The sequence below is a fragment of the Humibacillus xanthopallidus genome, from assembly GCF_044793955.1.
GTDB classification, from domain to species: Bacteria; Actinomycetota; Actinomycetes; order Actinomycetales; family Dermatophilaceae; genus Humibacillus; species Humibacillus xanthopallidus_C.
Genome location: NZ_CP084995.1, coordinates 3,675,788 through 3,691,899 on the forward strand (window position 1 = coordinate 3,675,788; position 16,112 = coordinate 3,691,899).

The 16,112-nt window shown below is 71.1% G+C and carries 16 protein-coding genes and 1 tRNA gene; 8 read left to right on the forward strand and 9 right to left on the reverse strand.

The features are described 5' to 3' along the window. The first annotated feature begins 41 nt into the window (after positions 1–41). Positions 42–1,442, forward strand: a complete 1,401-nt coding sequence (locus LG278_RS16540; RefSeq protein WP_404388544.1) for an FAD-binding oxidoreductase — start codon at positions 42–44, stop codon at positions 1,440–1,442. Next, a complete protein-coding gene (locus tag LG278_RS16545; protein WP_404388546.1) occupies positions 1,442–2,575 on the forward strand; it encodes a pyridoxal-phosphate-dependent aminotransferase family protein in 1,134 nt (377 codons plus the stop codon). Before LG278_RS16540 ends, LG278_RS16545 begins: the two co-directional genes overlap by 1 nt. Before the next feature lie 472 nt (positions 2,576–3,047). Here LG278_RS16545 and rplL read toward each other — a convergent pair whose 3' ends face one another. Further along, positions 3,048–3,437, reverse strand: coding sequence for a 50S ribosomal protein L7/L12 (gene rplL / locus LG278_RS16550; protein ID WP_404388548.1), 390 nt, complete (start codon positions 3,435–3,437; stop codon positions 3,048–3,050). 66 nt (positions 3,438–3,503) lie between these two features. Further along, positions 3,504–4,088: a 50S ribosomal protein L10 gene (gene rplJ, locus LG278_RS16555; RefSeq protein ID WP_404388550.1), complete on the reverse strand. Its 585-nt coding sequence runs from the start codon at positions 4,086–4,088 to the stop codon at positions 3,504–3,506. 293 nt (positions 4,089–4,381) lie between these two features. On the opposite strand from rplJ, the gene LG278_RS16560 reads away from it, so the two are divergent. After that, the gene (locus LG278_RS16560; protein WP_404388552.1) at positions 4,382–5,242 is read left to right on the forward strand and encodes a DUF3152 domain-containing protein; all 861 of its coding nucleotides are present in this window, start codon (positions 4,382–4,384) and stop codon (positions 5,240–5,242) included. Positions 5,243–5,365: 123 nt separating this feature from the next. Beyond that, positions 5,366–5,827 (forward strand): hypothetical protein, encoded by a 462-nt coding sequence (locus LG278_RS16565; protein ID WP_404388553.1) that lies wholly within the window; start codon positions 5,366–5,368, stop codon positions 5,825–5,827. Between the two features lie 80 nt (positions 5,828–5,907). Here LG278_RS16565 and ggt read toward each other — a convergent pair whose 3' ends face one another. The 6 genes from ggt to LG278_RS16595 form a co-directional block, all read right to left on the reverse strand. Then, on the reverse strand, positions 5,908–7,785 hold the full coding sequence (gene ggt, locus LG278_RS16570; RefSeq protein WP_404388554.1) for a gamma-glutamyltransferase: 1,878 nt from the start codon (positions 7,783–7,785) through the stop codon (positions 5,908–5,910). Between the two features lie 364 nt (positions 7,786–8,149). After that, positions 8,150–8,866, reverse strand: coding sequence for a 50S ribosomal protein L1 (rplA, locus tag LG278_RS16575; protein ID WP_404388556.1), 717 nt, complete (start codon positions 8,864–8,866; stop codon positions 8,150–8,152). Between the two features lie 201 nt (positions 8,867–9,067). Next, positions 9,068–9,502 carry a 50S ribosomal protein L11 gene (rplK, locus tag LG278_RS16580; protein ID WP_404388558.1) on the reverse strand — a complete coding sequence of 145 codons (435 nt, stop codon included), beginning with the start codon at positions 9,500–9,502 and terminating at the stop codon, positions 9,068–9,070. A gap of 108 nt (positions 9,503–9,610) precedes the next feature. Further along, positions 9,611–10,465, reverse strand: coding sequence for a transcription termination/antitermination protein NusG (gene nusG, locus LG278_RS16585; RefSeq protein ID WP_404388559.1), 855 nt, complete (start codon positions 10,463–10,465; stop codon positions 9,611–9,613). Positions 10,466–10,541: 76 nt separating this feature from the next. Beyond that, a complete protein-coding gene (gene secE / locus LG278_RS16590) occupies positions 10,542–10,808 on the reverse strand; it encodes a preprotein translocase subunit SecE (RefSeq protein WP_404388560.1) in 267 nt (88 codons plus the stop codon). Positions 10,809–10,922: 114 nt separating this feature from the next. Next, positions 10,923–10,995 (reverse strand) — tRNA-Trp (locus LG278_RS16595). 215 nt (positions 10,996–11,210) lie between these two features. Here LG278_RS16595 and LG278_RS16600 point away from each other — a divergent pair. The 4 genes from LG278_RS16600 to LG278_RS16615 all read left to right on the forward strand — a co-directional run bounded on the left by LG278_RS16600 (position 11,211) and on the right by LG278_RS16615 (position 14,982). Next, a complete protein-coding gene (locus LG278_RS16600; RefSeq protein ID WP_404388561.1) occupies positions 11,211–12,572 on the forward strand; it encodes an aminotransferase class I/II-fold pyridoxal phosphate-dependent enzyme in 1,362 nt (453 codons plus the stop codon). Continuing rightward, a complete protein-coding gene (locus tag LG278_RS16605) occupies positions 12,569–13,090 on the forward strand; it encodes a DUF5709 domain-containing protein (RefSeq protein WP_404388563.1) in 522 nt (173 codons plus the stop codon). The genes LG278_RS16600 and LG278_RS16605 overlap by 4 nt, the downstream gene beginning before the upstream one ends. A 42-nt stretch (positions 13,091–13,132) precedes the next feature. Continuing rightward, positions 13,133–14,167 carry an adenosine deaminase gene (locus LG278_RS16610; RefSeq protein WP_404388564.1) on the forward strand — a complete coding sequence of 345 codons (1,035 nt, stop codon included), beginning with the start codon at positions 13,133–13,135 and terminating at the stop codon, positions 14,165–14,167. Positions 14,168–14,280: 113 nt separating this feature from the next. After that, complete coding sequence (locus LG278_RS16615) at positions 14,281–14,982, forward strand: hypothetical protein (RefSeq protein WP_404388565.1); 702 nt, start codon at positions 14,281–14,283, stop codon at positions 14,980–14,982. 43 nt (positions 14,983–15,025) lie between these two features. Here LG278_RS16615 and LG278_RS16620 read toward each other — a convergent pair whose 3' ends face one another. Beyond that, complete coding sequence (locus LG278_RS16620) at positions 15,026–16,099, reverse strand: UDP-N-acetylmuramate dehydrogenase (protein WP_404388567.1); 1,074 nt, start codon at positions 16,097–16,099, stop codon at positions 15,026–15,028. Positions 16,100–16,112: the final 13 nt, after the last annotated feature.

Sequence of the window (16,112 nt, forward strand, 5' to 3'; positions counted from 1 at the left end):
CCGTCGCGCCGCGCGGGGGTCACGCGGCTACCGTGGGGAGCGTGACGACCGTGAGCAAGGACGCTCAGTCCACCGACCACTCCACCGATCTCGATGCCCTTGCGGCGACGCTGACCCCCGGCGCGCTGCTCACCGACCCCGCCGGAGTCGCCGCCTACCGCTTCGACTTCACCGCCGACGAGGACGCCGGTATGCCGCTCGGCGTGGTCCGCGCGTCGACCGCGGCCGACGTGCAGGCCACGGTGCGCTGGGCCGGTGCACACGGCATACCCCTCGTGCCGAGAGGGGCCGGCAGCGGGCTCTCCGGGGGCTCCAACGCGATCGATGGGTGCGTCGTGCTCAGCCTCGAGCGGATGCGCGCCATCGAGATCGACACGACCACGCGCACGGCCGTCGTCGAGGCGGGGGCCCTCAACGTCGAGGTGAAGCGGGCCGCCGCCGTGCACGGTCTCTGGTATCCGCCCGACCCGTCCTCCTACGAGATCTGCTCGATCGGCGGCAACGTCGCGACCAACGCGGGGGGCCTGTGCTGCGTGAAGTACGGCGTCACCACCGACTACGTGCTCGGCCTGGACGTCGTGCTGGCCGACGGCACGCTGGTGCACCTCGGGGGCCAGCGGATCAAGGACGCCGCCGGGCTCTCACTCGTCAAGCTCTTCGTCGGGAGCGAGGGGACGCTGGGCGTCGTGACCCGTGCGACGCTGCGGCTCGTGCCGGCACAGGAGCCGCCCGCCACCCTCGTCGCCACCTTCGATGACGTCGCCGATGCGGCGCGGGTCGTCGTCGCGATCGGCGGCCGGCTGCGGGCCTCGATGATGGAGCTCATGGACCAGGCGTCGATCAACGCCGTCGAGGACCACCAGCCGATGGGGCTGGACCGCGAGGCCGGCGCCCTGCTGCTCGCGCAGTCGGACGCTCCCGGTGCGGCCCGCGGCGAGGAGATCGCCCTCATGGAGACGCTGTGCTCGGAGGGCGGCGCCCGCGAGTGCTTCACGACGACGGAGCCCGACGAGGGCGAGCTCTTCGTCGCAGCCCGCCGAGCCGCGATCTATGCCATCGAGCGGCGGGGCACCATCCTGCTCGAGGACGTGGGCGTGCCCGTGCCGCGCCTGCCGGAGCTGCTGACCGGCATCGCCGAGATCGCCCGGGCGCGCGAGGTAGAGATCCCTGTGGTCGCGCATGCCGGCGATGGCAACACCCACCCGGTCGTCGTCTATCCCCCGGGTGACCTCGCGGCGAAAGCCCGTGCGGCACAAGCCTTCTCGGAGGTCATGAGTCTCGCCATCAGTCTCGGCGGCACGATCACGGGAGAGCACGGCGTGGGTCGCCTCAAGCGCGACGCGCTGCCCGAGCAGCTCGGGCCCGACGTCATGGCACTCACCCACCGCATCAAGCACGCCCTCGATCCGCAGGGCATCCTCAACCCCGGAGCCGGATTCTGATGACCTCGCCCAGCACGCCCCCCGCAACCACGACCCGGCCGATCGTCGAGCGGCACCTCTTCGGCCCCGGGCCCTGCAACCCCTACCCGGAGGCGACGCTGGCCCTGGCGGCTCCTCTGCTCGGCCACCTCGACCCCGACTTCCTCGCCATCATGGACGAGACGTGCGACCTGCTCCGCCACGTCTGGGGCACCCACAACCAGCGCACGCTGCCGCTGTCGGCCACCGGGTCGGCCGGCATGGAGGCTGCCTTCGTTAACACCGTCGAGCCCGGTGACGTCGTCGTCGTCGCGGTCAACGGCCTCTTCGGCGAGCGCATGGTCGACGTAGCCGGACGGCACGGCGCCGAGGTCGTGCGTGTCGACCACGAGTGGGGTCAGCCCGTCGACGTCGACCGGGTCGTGACGGCCCACCCGTCGCCCAAGATCATCGCGGCCGTGCACGCCGAGACCTCCACCGGGGTCCGCTCCGACATCGCGGCACTCGGCGCGGCCAAGGGCGACGCCCTGCTGCTCGTCGACGCCGTCACGAGCATCGGCGGCATCGAGCTGCGGGCCGACGACTGGGGCATCGACATCGGCTATGCCGGCACCCAGAAGTGTCTCGGCGTGGCACCGGGGCTCGCGCCGTTCACGATCAACGACCGGGCCTTCGCCCGGCGGGTCGAGAAGCCGTCGTCGTGGTATCTCGATCTCGGGCTGCTCGGGGGCTACGTCGGCGAGACCACCGGCGCGGGCAAGCGCACCTACCACCACACCGCGCCCACGGCCATGGTCGTGAGCTTGCACGCAGGTCTGCGCCGCATCGCCGACGAGGGTCTCGAGAAGGTCTGGGAACGTCACGCCGAGGCCGGCCAGCTGCTGCAGGACGGGCTCGAGGAGATGGGTCTGGCCCTCTTCGCCCAGGAGGGCTCGCGCCTGCCCGAGCTGACGACTGTGCGCGTGCCCGACGGAGTCGACTCGGCCGCCGTGCGGGGCTACCTGCTCGAGCGCCACAACCTCGAGATCGGCGCGGGCGCCGGCGCCTTCGCCTCGAGCGTCTGGCGGATCGGGCTGATGGGTCACAACGCGCGCCCCGACCGCGTCGCCCTCATCCTCGCGGCCCTCAAGGACGCACTCGCCCACACCGCCTGACCCTCACCCGCGGGTCGAGGTATGCCGTCTCGTCGGGTCACGAGGATCACCGACCCCCAGGGACGCGGGACGGTGGAAAGTGCCCACTCGACTCGGACAGTGCTCGGGTGGAAGGCGCCCACTCGCCGTGGTGGTCAGCGGGCGTCGGAAGGCGCGGGGCGCGGGGGTGCGAGCGGCACCGGCGGCGGCTCGACGGCATACGGAACGAGGGTGCGCTGGAACGGGCCGCCGACGCTCCACGCCGCGAGCGGCCTCGCGCCCCGATCCCGTTGCGGAAAACACCGTCGGGAACTGAGCACTCGACCGGCACCACACGTCGAGTGCCCAGTTCCCGACACGCCGGGCCACGCGAAGTCCGTCGGGAACTGGGCACTCGACTGGGTCGCGCCGCGGGGGACGCGAAAAGGCGGGCCCGACCGAGGTCGGACCCGCCTTCGCGGTGATGCTGAGGTCCCGGACTAGCCGGGACGGCTCACTTGAGCTCGACGGACGCGCCAGCGGCCTCGAGCTGCTCCTTGGCCTTGTCGGCCGCAGCCTTGTCGACCTTCTCGAGGACGGGCTTGGGGGCGCCGTCGACGAGGTCCTTGGCCTCCTTGAGGCCGAGGCTCGTGAGCGCGCGGACCTCCTTGATGACCTGGATCTTCTTCTCGCCCGCGGCGGTCAGAACGACGTCGAACTCGCTCTGCTCCTCGGCCTCCTCGGCGGCGGCGCCGCCGGCGGCGCCACCAGCGGCCGCAACGGCGACCGGGGCGGCGGCGGTGACCTCGAAGGTCTCCTCGAACTGCTTCACGAACTCCGAGAGCTCGATGAGGGTCATCTCCTTGAAGGCGTCAAGGAGCTCGTCGGTGCTGAGCTTCGCCATGATGGCTTCCTTCCTGTTGCTTGCCGTGAGTGGCTGATTGATGAATCGAACGGACGCCAGAACGCGTCAGCTCTCGTCGCCACCCTCGGCGACGTCGGTGGTTGCCTCGGCGGCCGGAGCCTCCGTGGCGGGGCCCTCCGCCTCGCGCTTCTGGCGCAGGGCGTCGACCACACGGGCCGTCTGCGACAGAGGAGCAGCGAAGAGGTAGGCGGCCTTGGTGAGGGAGCCCTTCATGGCCCCCGCCATCTTGGCCAGGAGAACCTCGCGCGACTCGAGGTCGGCGAGCTTCGTGATCTCCTCGGTGGTCAGCGGCTTGCCGTCGAGGACGCCAGCCTTGATCACGAGGAGGGGGTTTGCCTTGGCGAAGTCACGCAGGCCCTTGGCCGCCTCGACCGGGTCACCGGTCACGAAGGCGATGGCGCTCGGGCCCTGGAAGTGGCCGTCGAAAGCCGTGATTCCGGCCTCCTGAGCGGCCTTCTCCGTCAGCGTGTTCTTGACCACGGCGTAGGTGGCGTGCTCTCGGATCGAGTTGCGCAGCTGCGAGAGCTGGGCCACGGTCAGGCCGCGGTACTCGGTGAGAACGGCCGCGCCGGACTCACGGAACTGATCCGCGATCTCGGCGATGGCGGCAGTCCTGTCGGCCTTTGCCATCTGGGCCTCCTTCCCTTGCGTGTTGCCACCGGGGAAGGGCCCTCACGAAAAAGGCCCCGGCGCAGGGCGCTCGGGGCTCGGGCGGCATACGTGGTATGCCGTGAGGCTGAGTTCCTGCGCTGGCTGCCCGCATCGTGCGGAACCTTCGAGACTCTGCGTCAGCCACAGAGCCCAACCGGCGGTCATTGGTCTCCGTAAGAGTACGGGCTCGACGCGTCCCCGGCCAAATCGGGCCGGGCGGCTCGCACGTCACATGCTCGCGCCGACCGGGTAGGTGGCTTAGCGTGGAGCACATGCGCAGGGGTGGCGGGTCCGGAGGTGCGCTCGACGCACGGCGTCAGCAGATGCACCGACGGCGGGTTGCGGCGTCGGCCGCTGTCGTCGCGTGCCTCGTCGCCGACGTCTGGGCCGTGGCAGCAGCGGGGGCCGGCGAGGTGCCGGAGGGCTCCTTCTCGACCGCCTCGCGCGTCGCCATGACCGCCGGGTTCGCCGCGTCGGTGCCACTCGACGACGTCGAGCGCGTGCCCGACTCGGCTGCCAAGCCCGCCCCCGCCCGCCCTGCCGGCGCCGCCGCGGCGGCCGCCCCAAAGGTCGTCGAGCGCGGGAGCGGCACCCTGACCGTCGTCGCCGTGCCGGCAGCGGCGCTGGGGACCCCACCGACCTCCGGCCGCACGGTGCGCTGGACCCTCGAAACCGAGGGCGGTCTCGGGGTCGACGCCACAGCGCTCGCGACGACGGTCGCCACCGTGCTGGCCGATCCGCGCGGCTGGCAGACCAAGGACCGGGTGCGGTTCGTCAACGTCTCGCCGGCCGAGGCCGCCAGGCGCGCCGACGTCGACCTCAAGATCACGCTCGCGAGCCCCGACCTGACGGACCGGTTGTGCGCCCCGCTCCAGACGCGCGGGCAGGTGAGCTGCCACAACGGCGGCCGGGTCGTGCTCAACGCCCGCCGCTGGCTGCTGGGCGCCGAGGCCTACGGCACTGACGTCGCCGCCTACCGCACCTACCTCGTCAACCACGAGGTGGGCCACGGGCTCGGGCACGGGCACGCCTACTGCGGCGGCGCGGGCAAGGTGGCGCCGGTCATGATGCAGCAGACCTACGGCCTCAAGGGCTGCACGGCCTGGCCGTGGCCGACCGCCAAGACGGCCTGACTCCCCCAGCGAGACCCCCGCATCGTCCGGCCCGAGGGGCGGCGTCGACACGGCACTGCCAGAATCGGGGTCATGACCACGCGGCGCAGCGACGGAGAGGCTCAGATGCGGAGGCAGACTCCCGTGCCTGTCCCGTCCACCTGGCGTCGCTCGGCCGTGGCGATGGCCGCGTCTCTCGCGCTCCTCGCGGGCTGCTCGGGCTCCTCGGGTCTGACGAGCGAGCAGGCCCGCACGACCTACGACCCGGTGCTGCAGGCCGTCGCCAAGGCGGCGGCCGGCCCGTTGGGCGCCACCTGGAAGGACGGCACCGGAGGCGGCACCAACCTCACGACCGAGGGCTGCCGCTGGTTCACCAAGACGCTGACCGCCGAGCTCGACCCGCTCGAGACCCCCGACTGGGCCGCCGTCATCGCCGACACCAAGGCGGTGCTAGCCCAGCACGGCTTCCCCGCTGCGCAGGAGTCGCAGCTGACCGGAGGCTTCACCGGCGTCGAGAGCCGCGACGACAAGGGCGCCCGCGTCACGATCCAGTCGATGGGCACGACCAACCTCAAGGTCTCCGTGCCAGTCTCCGGTCCCTGCTGACGGCGGGAATCGAACGAGCAGTTCGTCCGCTCGGCCGTGGACGGCCTCGCGGACGAACTGCTCTTTCGATTGTCTGGAGGTCAGGGCTGGGGCTTCACCACCATGGCCGAGCCGCCGCCGCGGCGCACCGTCTCGGCAGCCGCCTCGAACACGCCCGCGTCGAGGCTGCGGATCGCGGTGACCGCACCGATCTCACCGACCTCGGTGAGGTTGTGGCCGAGTGCCTTGAGACCGGCACCGACCGGGCCGCTGAACAGCGCCGGCTCGGCGCCCTCCGCGCCGTTGCGCGAGCTGAGGCGGGGAGCCGCGACCGCGTCGACGAGCGGCAGGCCGCGGTCGAGGTAGCCGAGGATCGTCTGCGACACCGAGGTGATGATCGTGGCGCCGCCGGGCGAGCCCAGCGCGAGGAAGGGCTTGCCGTCCTCGAGCAGGATCGTCGGGCTCATCGACGAGCGCGGCCGCTTGCCGGGGCCGGGCAGGTTGGGGTCGGTGACCCCGGCCGGGGTCGTCGACACGAAGTTGAAGTCGGTCAGCTCGTTGTTGAGCAGGAAGCCGTAGCCCGGCACGGTGATGGCCGAGCCTCCGGTCGACTCGATCGTCAGGGTGTAGGACGCGACGTTGCCCCAGCGGTCGGCTGTCGTGAGGTGCGTCGTCGACGGGCCCTCGTGGGGCTCGCGCTGGGTCTCGGTGCCCGGAGCGCAGGACGTGTAGCTGCCGTCGGGCGAGCCGAACGGGATCGGGCGCGGCTGCGCCTTGGTCGGGTCGAAGAGGCAGGCCCGCTCAGCGGCGAAGGCCGGGCTGATGAGCTCCTGCACCGGCACGCCGGGCACGTCGCCGACGTAGCGGTTGCGGTCGGCGAATGCCGTGGCCGAGGCCTCCGAGAAGCGGTGCAGGTAGTCGACGTCGGACAGCTCGGAGGTCTCCACCCCGGTGCGGTCCTCGTAGGCCTGGATGAGGTTGAGGATCTCGGCCACCGCGATGCCACCCGAACTCGGGACCGGCATGCCGTAGACGTCGTAGCCCTTGTACTCGGAGTGGATCGGCGCCCGGGTGAGCGCGCGGTAGGCGCGCAGGTCGGCCATCGTCATCTGACCACCCGGCACCGTCGTTCCGGCCGTCGTGTGGGGGGCGCGGGCCTCGTCGACGATCGCCTGACCGAGCCGGCCGGCATACAGCGAAGAGGTGCCCTGCGTGCGCAGCGTGCGGTAGGCCTTGGCCATGTCGGGGTTGGTGAAGACCGTGCCGACCGCGGGCGCCTTGCCGTCGCGGAGGAAGACCCGCGCCGTCTCGGGGAACATCGAGAAGCGCGTCGCGTTCGCCGCGGTCTGGTCGGCGAAGGTCTGGTCGACGACGAAGCCCTGGGCTGCGAGCCGCTCCGCGGGCTTGAGCGCCGCGTTCAGCGACAGCGTGCCGTAGTCGCGAAGAGCCTTGTCCCACAGGGCCGGTGTGCCGGGGACGCCGACTGACAGACCAGAGTTGACGACGGTGTTGAAGTTCATCGCCGAGCCGTCGGGGTTGGTGAACGTGGTGGCGGTGTAGGTCGCCGGCGCGGTCTCGCGACCGTCGATCGTGCTGACCGTCTTGGTCGCCGCGTCGTAGTAGACGAGGAAGCCACCACCGCCGATGCCGGCGCTGTAGGGCTCCGTGACGCCGAGCGCTGCCGCCGTGGCGACGGCGGCATCGGCCGCGTTGCCACCCCGGGCCAGCACGTCGATGCCGACCTGCGAGGCATCACGGTCGACCGAGGAGACCGCTCCACCGGAGCCGGTCATGACCGGCACCTTGGGCAGCTCTGTCGGCTTGCCGTGCCAGCCGCGGTCGGTGCCGGAGGCTGCCGCCGGGGCGGTCTGGGTCTGGGCACCGGCCGTGGCCGGCAGCACCGAGAGAGGGAGTCCGACGACGAGAGCGCCGAGGACCCATCGGGAACGTGTCGTTGTGCGTGCGCTGTGACGACTCATGATCCGACCGTACCCGCGCACACACCACAGATCGCGTCGAGCGACCCCACCGATCCGCGCGCGGAACCGGGTGTGACCACGCGGCCACTCGACGGGGAAGCCGGCTTTGGAGCGGGTGGGGTCGGCGGTCGCGAGCGGCATCGGCGACGGGCACGGTGTCCCGGTCCAAGGAGCCGCGGGGTCCGTGGCTGGGAGCGGCATCGGCGACGGGCAGCGTGACCGTGGGAGTGAGCGTGCAGGCATACGCCCGTCGACGCTCTACGCCGCGAGCAGCTGCGGGCGCCGCGGCGCCCAGTCCAGCAACAACGGAGAGAGCCCGCCACCCACAAGGGGTGACGGGCTCTCGGCGGCGTGAGTCAGGCGATCAGGCCTGGTCGTCCTCAGCCAGCAGGTTGCGGGTCTTGGAGAAGTCGAGCGGGATGCCCGGACCCATCGTCGTGGAGACGGTGGCCTTCTCGATGTAGCGGCCCTTGGAGCTCGACGGCTTGAGACGCAGGATCTCCTCCAGCGCGGCGGCGTAGTTCTCGACGAGCTTGGTCTCGTCGAAGGACGCCTTGCCGATGATGAAGTGGAGGTTGGCGTGCTTGTCGACGCGGAACTCGATCTTGCCGCCCTTGATGTCGGTGACGGCCTTGGCGACGTCCATCGTGACGGTGCCGGTCTTCGGGTTGGGCATGAGGCCACGCGGACCGAGCACCTTGCCGAGACGGCCGACCTTGCCCATCATGTCGGGCGTGGCGACGACGGCGTCGAAGTCGAGCCAGCCGCCCTGCACCTTCTCGAGCATGTCGTCGGAGCCGACGTAGTCGGCGCCGGCCTCACGGGCGGCCTCGGCCTTGTCGCCGTTGGCGAAGACGAGGACCTTGGCGGTCTTGCCCGTGCCGTGCGGCAGGTTGACCGTGCCGCGGACGGCCTGGTCGGCCTTGCGGGGGTCGACGCCGAGGCGCATCGCGACCTCGACGGTCTCGTCGTACTTGGCCTTGGCGGTCTGCTTCGCGACGCGGACGGCGTCGAGGGGGGCGTAGACCTTGCCGGGCGTGATGAGCTCGGCGGCTGCGCGGTAGTTCTTGCTGCGCTTCATGGAACTGCTCCTTGCGTGGTGGTGGAGTCGTGGTGCGGACCAGCGCTGGCCCTCCCACGTGGCCGACGGCATACGGTCCGTATGCCGTGCGGCCGGGGTGACACGGAGCTCAGAGCTCGGTGCCTAGTTGTCGCTCTTCCTCACCTTTCGCTTCGGCCGGGTGCCTCGCAAGCTCGGCCCCCAACCTCCGCTGCAGGTTCGTCAGAGCTCCGTGTCGATGCCCATCGAGCGGGCGGTGCCGGCGATGATGCGCGCCGCCATCTCCTCGTCGTGGGCGTTGAGGTCTTCCATCTTCTGACGGGCGATCTCGTAGACCTGGTCGCGGGAGAGCTTGGCGACCTTGGTCTTGTGCGGCTCGCCGGAGCCCTTGGCCACACCGGCGGCCTTCTTGATCAGCTCGGCGGCCGGCGGGGTCTTCGTGATGAAGGTGAACGAGCGGTCCTCGTAGACCGTGATCTCGACCGGGATGACGTTGCCGCGCTGGGACTCCGTCGCGGCGTTGTAGGCCTTGACGAACTCCATGATGTTGACGCCGTGCTGGCCGAGGGCCGGGCCGACGGGGGGCGCGGGCGTGGCTGCACCGGCCTGGATCTGCAGCTTGATGAAGCCGGAGACCTTCTTCTTCTTGGGGGGCATAATGCCTACCTTCTGTGTTGCTGGGCCTACGCCAGTGGTGCTGGATGGGCGATGACCCGGTTGCATGTCCTCGTGCGGTCAGCCGCACGAGGTCCTACGACCTTCGACTCAGATCTTGGCGACCTGACCGAAGGACAGCTCGACCGGGGTCTCCCGGCCGAAGATCGAGACCAGCACCTTGAGCTTCTGGGTGTCGGCGTTGATCTCGGAGATCGTGGCGGGAAGGGTCTCGAACGGCCCCTCCATGACGGTGACGGACTCGCCGACCTCGAAGTCGACGACGCGGACGTCCTTCGGAGCGGTCTGCTTCGAGTCGCCGGAGCCGGAGCCTGCAGCGGCCTCGAAGGACGGGGCCAGCATCGTGAAGACCTCGTCGATCGAGAGCGGCACGGGCTGGTGGGCGTTGCCCACGAAGCCGGTCACGCCGGGCGTGTGGCGCACGGCGCCCCAGCTCTCGTCGGTGAGGTCCATGCGGACGAGGACGTAGCCGGGCATCCGGACGCGGCGAACGAGCTTCTTCTGGCCGTTCTTGATCTCGGTGACCTCCTCCATGGGGACCTCGATCTCGAAGATGAAGTCCTCCATGTTGAGGGTCTGGATGCGCGTCTCGAGGTTGGCCTTGACCCGGTTCTCGTAGCCGGCGTAGGAGTGCACGACGTACCAGTCACCGAAGCGCGAGCGCAGGTCGGCCTTGAAGTCGGCGACGGGGTCGCCGCTGCCCTCGACCACAGGCTCCTCGGAGACCGAGTCCGCCTCGTCGGTCTCGTCGGTCTCGACCGTGTCGTCGGCGTCAACTGTGTCGTCAGCGCCAACCGTGTCGTCCTCGGACGCGACGGCCGCGACGGTGTCCTGCTCGTCCGCGACGGCGTCGCTCGAGGCGTCGGCACCGACCACGGGGTCGACGACGTCGCTCTCGGCGTTCTCGCCGTTCGGGGCGCCCTGCTGGGCGAGCTGCTCGGACACGCTCTGACCTACTTCCTTGCTGGGGGACCAGCCGGGTGGGCTGGTGGTGACATCTGACTCGGGCGGACGCCCTCGGCTAGCTCGGGCCGGCGAAGACCCACGAGACGAGCCGGGTGAACCCGAAGTCGAGCAGGGACACCAGCGCCATCATCACCATGACGAAGACGACGACGACGGTCGTGTAACGCACGAGCTCGGGGCCCGTCGGACGCACGACCTTGCGCAGCTCGTCGAGGATCTGCCGCACGAACAGGCTGATCGCTCCGAAGAGACGCGAGATCGCGTTGCCGCCACGGGCCTTGTCGGCCCGGTCGGACCCGCGCTTGGCGCTCGTCTCGGTCACGATTCCTTCTTTCTGCCTGGGTGTCGGCCCGCGACAGCAGCCCGTCTCGGTGGGATGCCACCTCGGGGCCAGAGCCGCGTGCCGCCTTGCACGACGACCACATCATCAGATGCGCAGGGCAAGAGGGACTCGAACCCCCAACCGCTGGTTTTGGAGACCAGAGCTCTACCAATTGAGCTATTGCCCTTCACCGGAACCATGGGGTGGACACCGGCGGGACGGCATGCGTCAGCATGGCCAGCGAAGCCGTCCGAGCATCGATCATACGTGACGCACCGGGCCCAGCGCGAACCGGAGCGAGCCACCCTCACCCCTCGTCCAGCCCGTCGTCCAGCACGGCGTCGCACCCGGCATACGGACCGGGCTGCCCGAGGGGTGACGCGCAGTGGCAGGATCGGGGATGTGACGAACCCGCGCACCCCCCTCGCGTCCCTGTCCGACGACGACCTCGCCGCCTTCCTCACGCAGCAGCAGCAAGCCTACGCGGCGCTGCAGGGTCGGGGTCTCAAGCTGGACCTCACCCGGGGCAAGCCCTCGGCCGCCCAGCTCGACCTCTCGGACGAGCTGCTGCGCCTGCCGTCGTCGACGACGGACCGGGCGGGCGTGGACGTGCGCAACTACGGCGGGCTCGAGGGTCTCGCGGAGCTGCGCGAGCTCTTCGCAGAGCTGCTCTGGGTCGAACCGTCCCAGGTCGTCGTCGGCGGCAACTCGAGCCTGACGATGATGCACACGACGATCGTCGACTTCCTGCTCTTCGGTGGCGTCGACTCCCCGCGGCCCTGGTCGAAGGAGGAGAAGGTCACCTTCATCTGCCCAGTGCCCGGCTACGACCGCCACTTCTCCATGCTCGAGGAGTTCGGCATCGAGATGGTCACGGTGGAGATGCACGACGACGGCCCCGACATGGCCGCCGTCGAGGCGCTCGTCAAGGACGACCCGAGCGTCAAGGGCATCTGGATCGTGCCGACCTACGCCAACCCCTCCGGCGCGATCGTGTCGCAGGAGAAGGCCGCGCGCCTCGCCGCGATGCCGACGGCCGCCCCCGACTTCACGATCTTCTGGGACAACGCCTACGCCTTCCACCACCTCACCGAGGTCGAGGCCAAGAGCGCCGACATCCTCAGCCTGGCGGCGGCTTCGGGCCACCCCCACCGTCCGATCATGTTCGCGTCGACCTCGAAGATCACCTTCGCCGGGGCCGGCGTCGCCGTGCTCGCCGCCAGCCAGGCCACCGTGAAGTGGTGGCTCGGTCACCTCGCCATGGGCTCGATCGGCCCCGACAAGGTCAACCACCTGCGGCACGTCGAGTTCTTCAAGGACGCCGACGGGGTGCGCGCGCACATGCGCCGCCACCGCGAGATCATCGCCCCGAAGTTCGCCGCGGTCGATGCGGCCCTCACCGAGGGCCTCGACGGCCTCGAGGTGGCCGAGTGGACCCACCCGACGGGCGGCTACTTCGTCAACCTCGACGTGCTCGACGGCACCGCCTCGCGCGTCGTCGCCCTCGCCAAGGGCGCCGGCATCGCCCTGACGCCGGCGGGGGCGTCCTTCCCCCGCGGCGAGGACCCCCGCGACCGCAACATCCGTCTCGCGCCCACCTTCCCCGGCCTCGACGAGGTGCGCACGGCCATGGCCGGTGTCGCCACCTGCGTCGCGCTGGCGGCCGCCGAGAAGCTGACGCAGGACCGGGTCTCCGGGGTAGGACCAGCGAGCGAGACCACCACCGGGCCGACCGTGCCCACCACCGAAGGAGCGCCGCGATGAGCGACAACGAGCAGGGCGAGACCATCGCCGACGACCTCACGACCTACAGCGTCGACGACGAGGACCAGCTCCAGGCGGAGGACACCCTCGAGGGCGGTGACCTCGAGGACGTCCTCGACCGTGGCTACTCGCCCAACGACCGTCCGCAGGGCGTCAACGCCCACGGCACGACGGCCTACGAGGAGTCGATCGACGAGACGATCGACGAGCGGATCCTGCAGGAGGTGCCCGACCCCAACTCCGCCTACGGGGCACCCGACAACGAGAGCGGGCTCGACGACGAGCGCGTCGGCGGCGACGACCCCGACTCCATCGATGCCGAGGACGACTGGCTGGGCGACAACGAGGTCGGTGACCAGCGCGCGGGGCGGCTCGTGGCCGACGACGAGGGCGCGCACGACGACGACGAGAAGCAGGCCTGGGCGAGCGACGTGGGCATCGACGGTGCCGGCGCCTCGGCCGAGGAGGCCGCGATGCACATCGTCGACGAGATCGCCGACGAGCCCGCCGACCGCTGACCGCTGACGGGCCACTGGTCGCACGCTGACACACTGACCGGCATGACGCGCGAGGTGACGGCCCTGCCCAAGGCCCACCTGCACCTGCACTTCACGGGGTCGATGCGTGTCGAGACCGTGCGCGACCTCGCCAGACAGCACGGCATCCGGCTGCCCGACGCCCTCGTCACCGGCTACCCGCCGAAACTGGCTCGGGCGACGGACGAGCGCGGCTGGTTCCGGTTCCAGCGGCTCTACGACGCCGCACGGGCCTGTGTGCGGGGCGAGGCCGACATGCGGCGCATCGTGCGGGAGGCTGCCCACGACGACGCCGCCGAGGGCTCGCGCTGGCTCGAGATCCAGGTCGACCCGACGTCCTACGCGCCCTTCGTCGGTGGCATCACCCCGGCCCTCGAGATCGTGCTCGACGAGGCCCGGTCGGTGGCGGCGGAGGGGCGCATCGGGGTGGCCGTCGTCGTCGCCGCGAGCCGCATGCGCCACCCGCTCGAGGCGCGCACGCTGGCTCGCCTCGCGGCACGGTATGCCGGTGACGACGCGGGCGACGTCGTGGGCTTCGGACTCTCCAACGACGAGCGACGCGGCGTGATCGCCGACTTCGGGCACGCCTTCGCCATCGCCCGGCGGGCCGGCCTCTCGCTCGTGCCGCACGGCGGGGAGCTGCTCGGCGCCCAGGCGGTCATGGAGACCCTCGAGCACCTGGACCCCGACCGGATCGGGCACGGGGTGCGCTCCGTCGAGGACCCCGCCGTGCTCGACGCGGTCGCCGAGTCCGGCGTGACCCTCGAGGTCTGCCCCGGGAGCAACGTCGCGCTCGGCGTCTACGGCACGCCCGCGGAGGTGCCGCTGCGACGGATCGTCGAGGCCGGCATACCGGTGGCGCTCGGGGCCGACGACCCGCTGCTCTTCGGCACCCGGCTGGCTGCGCAGTATGCCGCGGCCCGCGAGCTGGGCTTCGACGACACCGAGCTCGCGGCGCTGGCTCGTGCGTCGCTGCGCGGGAGTCGGGCCCCGGAGCGCGTGCGTCAGGCGGCCCTCGACGACGTCGACGCGTGGCTGCGGGCGCCTGATCCCGCGTGAGGCTCGCCACGTGCGGCCACGCACCGCAAGCGGGACCAAACGGACACAGCGGTCTCGCCCACGGTGAGCCGAGTTTGCTCCAGCCCGACCCCGGCGTTCATGCTGGACGGGAGATGAAGACCTTGACGCGACGCTCCGACGCCCCCTCGACGACCTCCCGCACCCGCCTGCGACAGCTCTGTGCCGTCGCTGTCGTCGTGCCCGCGCTCACCCTCACCGCGTGCAGCGGTGAGTCGCCGGTGACCGCCGACCCGACCGCGCCGGCGACCTCGGCCAGTGCGGCTGCGACCACCTCGACGACGACCACGGCGCCGACGGCGGAGCCCACAACGGAGACGGCCACGCCGACGACGCCCCCGCCGGCCGCCGTCGAGCGATCGACCTACAAGAACATCAACGCGGTCATCAAGGACCCGGACCTCGGCCACACGATCACCGCCACCCGGCTCGCCCGCAACCTCAAGTGGCCCGCCGGCCAGCCCGTCGGCGCCGAGCAGTTCGAGATCGTCGGGGTGCGCGTGCGCTTCGAAGCAGGCTCGCGCTACTCCGCGACCCTCGAGCCCGCCATGCTCAGCCTCGTCGCGAGCAACCCCAAGCAGACGGTGGCGCCGACCAACGAGTTCAAGGGGCTGTGGCAGGCCAAGGAGCTGACCAAGGCCGACCGCGACGAGACGACGTCGGGCTGGGTCTTCTTCAAGGTCAACCGCGGCACGACCTCGGCTCTGCAGCTCGCCTTCAACCGGCCGGCCTACGAGGTCAGCACGACCGACAAGAACCTCCCGGCCAAGACCTTCACGGTGGCTCTCTCGAAGTAGCCGCCGGCCCGGTCGAGCGCCCGCGCCAGCGAGGCCAGGAGCGTCAGAGGGTCTCGCCGACGAGCACCGGCTCGTTGACGAGACGCACGCCGAAGGCCTCCTCCACCCCGTCGCGCACCTCTCGGGCGAGCGCCAGGACGTCGGACGTCGTCGCGTCGCCCCGGTTGGTCACGGCGAGCGTGTGCTTGGTCGAGAGGGCGGCCGGGCCGGGCAGTCCGTGCCCCTTGGTGAAGCCCGCCTTGTCGATGAGCCATGCGGCGCTCGTCTTGAAGCGCCCGTCGGACTCGGCGAAGCGCGGCGGCGTGGGGGCCTCGGGCCCGAGCCGGTCGCCCACGCGCTCGACGAGGGCGTCGAACTCGCGCGGCCGCAGGATCGGGTTGGTGAAGAACGACCCACACGACCACGTGTCGTGGTCATCGGCGTCGAGCACCATGCCGCGGCTGCGACGCTGCTCGAGCACGGCGGCGCGGGCGTCGGCCAGGGGCACCCGCGTGCCGAGCGGCACCCCGAGACCGTCGGCCAGGGCGGCATACGCGATCGGCCGGCTGAGGTCGGCGATCTCGAACTGGAAGACCACGTCGAGCACGACGAAGCGGTCGGTGCCCTTGAAGCGGGAGTGGCGGTAGCCGAAGCCGCAGTCGCCGCTCGCGAAGGTGCGCACCGCCTGGTCGCGCCGGTCCCAGGTGCGCACCGACCAGATCGTCTGGGAGACGTCCTGGCCGTAGGCGCCGACGTTCTGGATAGGCGTGGCGCCCGTGCGGCCGGGGATGCCGGAGAGTCCCTCGACGCCGGCCCACCCCTGGGTGACGGCGTGCTCCACGAGCGAGTCCCAGTCCTCCCCCGCGGCCACGCGCACGAGCGCCCCCGCGCAGAAGTCGGCCGACTCCGGGGTCACCCCCGTCGTCGCCACGTGCACGACGGTGCCGTCGAAGCCGTCGTCGGCGACGATGAGGTTGGAGCCTCCCGAGACGAGCAGCAGCGGCTCGTCGGCGTCGTCGACCTCGCGCACGGCGTCGACGAGCTCGTCGGTGGTCGTCACCGTGACGAGCCGGGCGGCCGGGCCACCGACCCGCATCGTCGTGAGGGTCGCCAGGGCGACGTCGTGGTCCTCGCGCACGCTGGTCGTCCGG

Excerpts from the sequence above, each read along its gene's own strand:
- LG278_RS16545 (WP_404388546.1), top strand. The coding sequence starts at position 1,442 with ATGACCTCGCCCAGCACGCCCCCCGCAACCACGACCCGGCCGATCGTC.
- rplL (WP_404388548.1), bottom strand. The coding sequence starts at position 3,437 with ATGGCGAAGCTCAGCACCGACGAGCTCCTTGACGCCTTCAAGGAGATG.
- rplJ (WP_404388550.1), bottom strand. The coding sequence starts at position 4,088 with ATGGCAAAGGCCGACAGGACTGCCGCCATCGCCGAGATCGCGGATCAG.
- LG278_RS16560 (WP_404388552.1), top strand. The coding sequence starts at position 4,382 with ATGCGCAGGGGTGGCGGGTCCGGAGGTGCGCTCGACGCACGGCGTCAG.
- ggt (WP_404388554.1), bottom strand. The coding sequence starts at position 7,785 with ATGAGTCGTCACAGCGCACGCACAACGACACGTTCCCGATGGGTCCTC.
- rplA (WP_404388556.1), bottom strand. The coding sequence starts at position 8,866 with ATGAAGCGCAGCAAGAACTACCGCGCAGCCGCCGAGCTCATCACGCCC.
- rplK (WP_404388558.1), bottom strand. The coding sequence starts at position 9,502 with ATGCCCCCCAAGAAGAAGAAGGTCTCCGGCTTCATCAAGCTGCAGATC.
- LG278_RS16605 (WP_404388563.1), top strand. The coding sequence starts at position 12,569 with ATGAGCGACAACGAGCAGGGCGAGACCATCGCCGACGACCTCACGACC.
- LG278_RS16610 (WP_404388564.1), top strand. The coding sequence starts at position 13,133 with ATGACGCGCGAGGTGACGGCCCTGCCCAAGGCCCACCTGCACCTGCAC.
- LG278_RS16615 (WP_404388565.1), top strand. The coding sequence starts at position 14,281 with ATGAAGACCTTGACGCGACGCTCCGACGCCCCCTCGACGACCTCCCGC.